At 74.4% G+C, this 8,110-nt stretch carries 7 protein-coding genes; 3 read left to right on the top strand and 4 right to left on the bottom strand.

All coding sequences use genetic code 11. From position 1 onward, the window contains the following. Positions 1–36 precede the first annotated feature (36 nt). The 4 genes from ACFWEJ_RS24395 to ACFWEJ_RS24410 form a co-directional block, all read right to left on the bottom strand. A complete protein-coding gene (locus tag ACFWEJ_RS24395) occupies positions 37–549 on the bottom strand; it encodes a DUF4870 domain-containing protein (RefSeq protein ID WP_377231773.1) in 513 nt (170 codons plus the stop codon). A 24-nt stretch (positions 550–573) separates the two neighbouring features. Then, positions 574–1,437 (bottom strand): DUF3097 domain-containing protein, encoded by an 864-nt coding sequence (locus ACFWEJ_RS24400; protein ID WP_377231774.1) that lies wholly within the window; start codon positions 1,435–1,437, stop codon positions 574–576. 126 nt (positions 1,438–1,563) lie between these two features. Next, positions 1,564–4,413, bottom strand: a complete 2,850-nt coding sequence (locus ACFWEJ_RS24405) for an ATP-binding protein (RefSeq protein WP_377231775.1) — start codon at positions 4,411–4,413, stop codon at positions 1,564–1,566. A 109-nt stretch (positions 4,414–4,522) separates the two neighbouring features. Further along, positions 4,523–4,702, bottom strand: a complete 180-nt coding sequence (locus ACFWEJ_RS24410; protein ID WP_377231776.1) for a hypothetical protein — start codon at positions 4,700–4,702, stop codon at positions 4,523–4,525. A gap of 387 nt (positions 4,703–5,089) precedes the next feature. Here ACFWEJ_RS24410 and hrcA point away from each other — a divergent pair, with 387 nt between their 5' ends. From hrcA to ACFWEJ_RS24425, 3 genes are read left to right on the top strand one after another with little or no spacing between them, the layout of a single operon-like run. Beyond that, the gene (gene hrcA, locus ACFWEJ_RS24415) at positions 5,090–6,109 is read left to right on the top strand and encodes a heat-inducible transcriptional repressor HrcA (RefSeq protein ID WP_377231777.1); all 1,020 of its coding nucleotides are present in this window, start codon (positions 5,090–5,092) and stop codon (positions 6,107–6,109) included. A gap of 37 nt (positions 6,110–6,146) precedes the next feature. After that, the gene (gene dnaJ / locus ACFWEJ_RS24420; RefSeq protein WP_377231778.1) at positions 6,147–7,268 is read left to right on the top strand and encodes a molecular chaperone DnaJ; all 1,122 of its coding nucleotides are present in this window, start codon (positions 6,147–6,149) and stop codon (positions 7,266–7,268) included. Between the two features lie 10 nt (positions 7,269–7,278). After that, positions 7,279–8,043 (top strand): 16S rRNA (uracil(1498)-N(3))-methyltransferase, encoded by a 765-nt coding sequence (locus ACFWEJ_RS24425; protein ID WP_377231779.1) that lies wholly within the window; start codon positions 7,279–7,281, stop codon positions 8,041–8,043. Positions 8,044–8,110 lie beyond the last annotated feature (67 nt).

An 8,110-nucleotide genomic window follows, 5' to 3' on the forward strand; every position in this document is an offset into this window, starting at 1 on the left:
GGTCGCCGACCAGCATGCTGACTCGGCGGACGCCGGCTACTTGATGAAGCGGATGTTCACCGGGTAGCGGTAGGGCGCGCCCTTTCCGTTCTCGACGGCAGCCAGGATCTGGAACACGACCGCGGCGATGAGCACGATGTACAGGATCGTGCCGAGGCCGAACGTGACCGCGGCGATGATCGCGAGCGCCACGTTCGCGATGATCACGGTGATCGTGAAGTTCAGCGACTCCTTCGCCTCCTGCTCCACGAACCGGCTGCGGTCCTTGAAGACCAGCCAGATCACCAGCGGCGGCACGAACGAGAAGATGATGGCGCCGACCTGGGCGAAGACCGTCCACATGCGCTCGTCCGACGGGGTGAGCGGCTGGGGCTGGTAGGGGCCGCCGGAGTAGGCGGGGCCGGCCGGCGGCGGACCCTGGTAGGGCGACTGCGGCTGGGGCGTCCCGTAGGCCGGGGCGTCCTGCGGCTGCTGAGGTGCGGGGCCGGGCTGCTGCGGCGCCGGGCCGGGCTGCTGAGGAGTCTGCGGCTCCTGCGGGTTTTCGGACATATGACCAACCGTAGAGGCTGCGCCTTACGAGAGGGTCACGAAATCGATAAGTTCTTCGACCCTGCCGAGCAGCGCCGGGTCGAGGTCCCGGAAGTCGCGCACGGTGCCGAGGATCCGCTGCCAGCCGCGGGCGACGTCCGCCTGCGTCTGCGCAGGCCAGCCCAGGGACCGCAGGATGCCCAGCTTCCACTCGGTACCGCGGTCGATCACGGGCCAGCGCTCGAGCCCGAGGCGCTCGGCGCGCACGGCCTGCCACACGTCGACGTAGGGGTGGCCCAGCACCAGCACGGTCCCCGTGGGGACGGTGCGCAGCGCCTCGTCGGTGAGCCGCTGCTCCTTCGACCCGGGCACCAGGTGGTCCACGAGCACGCCGACCCGCCGTTCGGCGTCGGGCCCGAACTCGGCGAGGCGCTCGGCGAGGTGGTCCACGCCGTCGAGCATCTCGACCACCACGCCCTCGATCCGCAGGTCGTCGCCCCAGACCTTCTCCACGAGCTCGGCGTCGTGCTTGCCCTCCACCCAGATGCGGCTGCCGCGGGCGACGCGCGCCCGGGCGCCGTGCACCGCGACGGACCCGGAGGCCGTGCGGGTGGGCTGCGCCGGCGCGCGGTTCACGACGGGCGCGGTGAGCACGACGGGCTTGCCCTCGACCCAGAACCCCGGGCCGAGCGGGAAGGTGCGGGTGCGTCCGCGGCGGTCCTCCAGGACCACCACGTGCATGCCGCCCGACTTCTCGACGCGCACCACGGCGCCGACCCAGCCGGTCTCGACCTCCTCGACCACGAGGCCCAGCTCGGCGGGCGTGGGCTGCGACGTCGGCCGCCGCCCTCGCTGCGCGCCAGGGAACTGGGGGGACAGCACATCGGCTCCATACCGTTCGTCGACCACGCGGCGAGCCTAGGTCGCCCCTCCCGTTGAGTGCTGGATATCCGTGCTCCCGGAGTGTCATTCGGCGCAGATAGCCCGCACTCAACGAGGCCGGGAGGGCGGGGCGGGCGGGGTAGGCGGGTCGGGTCAGCGGCTCGCGCGAAGCGCCGCCTCCGTGCGGGTGGCGACGCCGAGCTTGCGGAGGATCGCCGAGACGTGCACCGACGCGGTCTTGGCCGAGATGAACAGCCGCTCGGCGATCTGCCCGTTCGTCAGGCCCTCGGCCACCAGGGCCAGCACCTGCCGCTCGCGGGCGGTGAGCGCGTCCGTCCCCGCGCCCGACGGCGGAGGGCCGGCCGCCCCCTCCACCAGGCCCGCGCGGTCGATCAGGCCCTGCGCCTGCCGGACGACCAGTCCCGCACCGATCTTCTCCGCCTCCACGACCGCCGAGCCGAGCGCCGCCCGGGCCCCGGCCCGGTCGGCGACGTCGAGCAGCCGCGCACCCTCGCGGTACAGCGCGTACGGGCGCAGGTGCACGGGTCCGGGACCGGGCAGGTCGGCGACCGTCGTCCAGGGTCCGGTCCCGAGCTCCGCCTCGAACAGCGCCGACCACAACGGGAACGTCGGCCAGCGCGCGCACGCGGCGAGGGCCGCGCGGTAGGGGGCGTCGTCGACGTCCTGCCCGGCGGCGCCCAGCCGGGCGATCGCCTGGGCCGCCACGCCGAGCTGTTGCAGATCGTAGGCCAGCATGCACGGGCGGTCCGAGGCGACCACCACCGACATGCGCTCCAGGGCCTCGGCCGGATCGTCGCGCAGCAGCGCGAGCTCCGCCAGCGTCACGCTGGTGCGCGACCTGATCTGCTCCTCCAGGCGCCCGAACCGCTCCCAGCTCGGGGCCCTGCGGCGCGCCTCGGCCTGCGCCTGCTCCACCTCGCCGCGCCACATCATGAGCCAGATCCGGCGCTCGCTGAGGTAGGCGGAGTACACGCTGTCGTGGATCGGCGGGATCGTGCGCTCGTACCAGGCGGCGGCCTCGGCCCAGTCGCCGCGCCCGATCTGTGCCTCGGCGAGGTTTCCCTCGATCATGAGCCGGGTCGAGTCGGACGAGCCGTGCCGACGCGCGGCACCCATCCCCTCCTCGGCGATCTCCGCCGCCCGGCCCCAGTCACCCACGACGAGCCGGGCGTCCGACCCGTTGACGTAGTACCGGCTCAGCCCGTGCCAGGTGTCCCCGGCCGCCTCGCGGCCGGCGTCGATCTCCGCGAAGCCGCCGGTGTCGCCGAGCTGCACCCGGCTCACGCCCCGCAGGTTCAGCGTGACGGACACGACCTCGGCGTCGCCGATCGCACGGGCGGCGTCGTGGGCAGCCGTCGCGGCCTCGATCGCCTCCCGGGGCCTGCCGCCGAGCATCGCGCGGCGCGCCCGCAGCATCAGGAGCTGGCCGCGCACGACGTCGTCCCGGCCGGGCTCGACGAGCGCCAGGGCCCGTTCGATGAGCTCGGGCCCCTCGTCCGAGCCGGCGTGGCCCGCGATGAGCGCCGCGTCGGAGAGCATGCCGACGAGTCCCGCCGGGTCGTCCTCGGGCCACTCGGCGATCGCCTCGTGCGCCACTGCCAGGGCGCGGGCGGTCCGGGTCGAGCCGCGCAGGACCTCGGCGACCGAGCGCAGCAGCTCGTGGTGCGGCAGCCCGGCGACGGCCTCCGGTTCGCGCACCTGCTCCCAGAGCTCCAGGGCCCGTTCGCCCAGCGCGACCGCGGTGGACGACGCCGCGCCCGCCGCGGCCGTCCGGTGCCCCTCGACGGCCGCCGCCAGCGCCTTGTCCGGCAGCCCCGCGCGCCACCAGTGGTCGGCGATGCGGGACAGCTTCGCCACCGAGTGGGCGCGCCGGACGAGGGCGCGCTCCAGGGCCCGCGCGTACGCGGCGTGCAGGCGGTGCCGCTCGCCGGGCAGCAGCTCGGCGTACACGGCCTCCTGGACCAGCGCGTGCCGGAAGGCGTACCCGACCTCGGTGACCACCAGCACCTGGGCCTCGACCGCCTCGCGGACGGTCTCCTCCGCCTCGGCTCCGGTCTGCGGGGCGTGCTGTCCCGGGCCGGTCGAGGCGTCCGCCAGGACGTCGTCGAGCACGTCGTACCAGACGCGCGGGCCGGCGGCGGCGACCACGCGGCACAGCGACCGGGCCTCCCGGCTCAGGTTCCAGTAGCGCAGCAGGAGGATGTCGCGCAGGGAGTCGGGCAGGTCGGTGCCGAGAAAACCGACCAGCTCCTCGACGTAGAAGGGGACGCCCTCGCTGCGGTCCGCCAGGTCGGCGAGCTGCTCGGCGTCGAGGCCGACGTCGAGCAGGTCCTGCGCCATCTCGTGGACCTCGGGCTCGCCCAGGCGCGTCAGCTCGAGTCGCGTGGTGAGCCGCGCCCGGTCGAGCTCGGCCAGGACGACGCGGAGGGGGTGCGCGCGCGAGACGTCGTCGCTGCGGTAGGTGAGCAGCAGGAGCAGCCCGGGGGGCGTGGTGCGGGCGAGGCGGAGCGCGACGGCGCGCGTGACGTCGTCGGACCAGTGCAGGTCCTCGATGACCACCACGACGGGTCGTTCGCCCGCGAGCCCGGCGAGCAGGTCGGTGAGGACCTCGGGGACGCGGTCGGCCCCGGCATCGGGCGCGGGTGCGACGAGCTGGGGGGCGAGGGCGGACAGGGCGCCGGCCGAGGGTCCGGCCGCGGCGACGACCGCCTCGGGGCCCATCGTCCGGACAACGCCGGCCAGGAGTCCGACCAGGGCGGCGTACGGGAGGGGCCCGGAGCCCTCGTCGGCGCACTGGCCGACGATCACGTGGGCGTCGTCGGCCCGGGAGGTGAGCTCGTCGAGCAGGCGGGTCTTGCCGATCCCGGCCTCGCCGGCGATCACCAGGGTGCGGCTGCCGCCCGCGCGGACGTCGGCGAGAGCGGCCTCGAGCGCGCCGAGCTCGGGGGCTCGGCCCACCAGGCGGGCACGGGGGACCGGCATGGGCTCATCGTCCCATGCCGGTCCGTGGTCGTTCCGCTCTTTTCCGTCGGCCTGCCCGCCGTCTCCGTGGGCCGGCCCGCTGCCCGGCACGGTCGCCCTCCCCGCGGGATCAGGCGACGCGCGGCCGGACGGCGTCGGCCGCCCGGGCGCCGCGCTCGGCGGTGCGCCGCACGGCGGCCTGACGGCGGGCCGCGTCCTTCTGCTCACGGGCCACACGGGCCCGCTCGTTGCGCTGGTCGGTCTCCTGCTCGTTGCGGCGGTACTCGGCGTAGTCCGAAAAACCGAACATGGTGTTCCTCCTGGTGTCACCGCCGGCCCCTCGCCGGCAGTGATTCCAGGTTCGTCTGTGAGGTACGTCGCGCGGATCGGGCGGTCGCCGCATCTTTTCCTACGGGTTCGCGGTGCGGGGTGGGCGCGCCTAAGGCATCGCCCTATGCTCGGTGCTCAGCCCTCGGCGAACGGTAGGACATGCAGGTCAGCCGCGTGTTCGCCGGGGCGGGACGGCGTGGCCGGCCCGGGTGCGCACGGCGTGCGGCGGGTCGGCGACCCGGCGGGTGGCGCGTGCCGCGTAGGATTGGCACTCGGTCGGTGAGAGTGCTGGAAGGCAGTGTCGGTGAGCGGGCCGGAACCCGGGTGCACGTCCCGGACGTTCTACCTGGGGACGGAGGTGAGCGCGGTGAGCGAGGAACGCAGACTCGATGTCCTGCGGGCCATCGTGGAGGACTATGTCCGCACACGGGAGCCCGTCGGTTCGCGCATCCTCACGGAGCGCCACCAGCTCGGCGTCTCCCCGGCCACGGTCCGCAACGACATGGCCGCCCTGGAGGAGGCCGGGCTCATCGCCCAGCCGCACACCTCGGCGGGGCGCATCCCCACCGACAAGGGCTACCGCCTCTTCGTGGACCAGCTCGCCGAGGTCCGGCCGTTGTCCGTCCCGCAGAAGCGGGCCATCGAGACCTTCCTCTCCGAGGCGGTCGACCTGGACGACGTCGTGGCCCGCGCCGGGCGGCTCATCGCCCAGCTCACCGGCCAGGTCGCCGTGGTGCAGTACCCGTCGCTGCGGCGGTCCGGGCTGCGGCACCTGGAGCTCGTGCCGACGGCCGAGGGGCGGCTCCTCGTCGTCGTCATCACGGACACCGGCCGGGTGGAGCAGCGCTTCCTCGACGTGCCGGTCGACCTGGACGACGGCACGCTCGGCGAGCTGCGCGCCCGCCTGAACGCGGCGACCGCCGGCCGCCGGCTCGCCGACCTCGGTGACGTGTTCGCCGGGGTCGCCGAGGCGATGCCGGCCGAGCACCGCCCGCTGGCGACGGCCGTCGCCGAGGTGGTCACCGCCGCGCTCGCCGAGGAGAGCGAGGAACGGATCGTGCTGACCGGCCAGGCCAACCTGGCACGGTCCGGCATGCGTTTCGAGCAGGGCCTGCGGCCCGTCCTGGAGGCGCTCGAGGAGCAGGTCGTCCTGCTCGGCCTCCTCACCGACATGACCGACGACGCCAAGGTGGCGGTGAGCATCGGGCACGAGAACCGGCTGGCGGGACTGGCGGAGACCTCCGTCGTCACGTCCGGCTACGGCTCGTCCGACGGCGACACCGTCGCGATCCTGAGCTCGATCGGCCCCACCCGTATGGACTATCCGGGCACCATCGCCGCGGTCCGCGCCGTCGCGCGCTACCTGTCGCGAGTGCTGCCTGGCTGACCCGAACTTCCACAAACCTCCCCACAAAGAGAGACCTGTGACCGACTACTACGAGATTCTCGGTGTTCCGCGCGACGCCTCGCCCGAGCAGATCAAGAAGGCATACCGCAAGCTGGCCCGCGAGCTGCACCCGGACGTGGCCGGCGACGCGGGCGAGGACCGGTTCAAGGACGTCGCGCGCGCGTACGAGGTGCTGTCCAACCCCGACAAGCGCCAGCAGTACGACATGGGCGTCGACCCGACGTCCCCCGGCGGCGGCGCGGGCGGCGGGTTCGGCGCCGGGTTCGGGTTCCAGGACATCTTCGAGACCTTCTTCGGCGGCGGGCAGCCGACCGGGCCCGTCCCGCGCGCCCGGCGCGGCAACGACGCACTCGTGCGCCTCGACCTCGACCTCGCCGAGGCCGTGTTCGGCGCCAAGCGCGAGATCCAGGTCGACACCGCGGTGGTCTGCAACACCTGCGGCGGCGACGGCGCGCGGCCGGGCACCCACGCCCGCACCTGTGACGTCTGCCAGGGCCGCGGCTCCGTGCAGCGTGTCGCCCGCTCGTTCCTCGGCCAGGTCATGACCAACCAGCCGTGCTCCGCCTGCGGCGGCTTCGGCACCGTGATCCCCGAGCCCTGCACCGACTGCTCCGGCGAGGGCAGGGTGCGCTCGCGGCGCACCGTCGCGGTCAACGTGCCCGCGGGCGTCGACACCGGCACGCGCATCAAGCTCTCCGCGCAGGGCGAGGTGGGCCCCGGTGGCGGCCCCGCCGGCGACCTTTACGTCGAGATCCGCGAGCGCGCGCACGACACGTTCGTGCGGCGCGGCGACGAGCTGCACTGCACCCTCCAGGTGCCGATGACGGCGGCCGCGCTCGGCACCGTGCTCGAGCTCGACACGCTGGACGGCCTGCAAGAGATCGACCTGCGACCGGGCACGCAGCCCGGCCAGGTCATGACCCTCAAGGGTCTCGGCGTGGGGCACCTGCACTCCAACGGGCGCGGCGACCTCAACGTGCACATCGAGGTCCACGTCCCCACGAACCTCGACGAGGAGCAGACCGCGCTGATGCAGCAGCTCGCGACGCTGCGCGGCGAGGAGCGGCCCGAGCCGCGGCTCGCCACGGTCCAGGGCGGCGTCTTCTCGCGCCTGCGCGACAAGCTCAGCGGGCGCTGACCGCGCACCCATGAGCGCGCCAGTCTTTCTCGCCGAGGCGTCCGCCGCGCACCCGCTGTCCGAGTACGGCGCGGGCGCGCTCTACGTGCTCGACGGCGCCGAGGGCCGGCACGCCGGCGTCGTCCAGCGGCGCGGGCCGGGGGAGCGGATCGACGTGGTCGACGGCGCCGGCGTGCGCCTGCGGACCGTCGTCGAGGCCGTGCACGGCGCCGAGGTGCACCTGCGCGTCGAGCAGGCCGTCGTCGAGCCCGTGCCCGACGTCGTCGTGACGCTCGTCCAGGCCCTCGCCAAGGGCGACCGCGACGAGATGGCGATCGAGGCCGCCACGGAGACCGGGGTGGACGCGATCATCCCGTGGCAGGCCGAACGGTCCGTGGTGGTGTGGCGCGGGGACCGCGCCGCGAAGTCGCGGGCCCGCTGGGTCAGCACCGTGCGGGCCGCCACGAAGCAGGCCCGCCGGGCGCGCATCCCCGACGTCGACGTGTCCCTGAGCACCAAGCAGCTCGCGGCCCGCACGCGCGAGGTGGTCGCAGCGGGCGGCGCCGTGGTCGTGCTGCACGAGGAGGCGACGACGGGCCTGTCGGCGGTCGCGCTGCCCGACGCCGGCGCCCTGCTCCTCGTCGTCGGACCCGAGGGCGGGATCTCGGAGGCCGAGGTCGCCCTGCTCGCGGAGGCTGGTGCGACCACGGCCCGCCTGGGGCCCCACGTCCTGCGCACGTCCACGGCGGGCCCGATCGCGATAGCCCTCCTGAGCGACCGCCTGGGCCGCTGGTAACCCCAGCCCCCACCCCCACCCCCGCCCCGCGAAACCGTTGAGTGCTGGCTATTTGTTGCTCCGGAGC

This window comes from Promicromonospora sp. NPDC060204, assembly GCF_042728455.1.
In the GTDB taxonomy this organism is placed as follows: domain Bacteria; phylum Actinomycetota; class Actinomycetes; order Actinomycetales; family Cellulomonadaceae; genus Promicromonospora.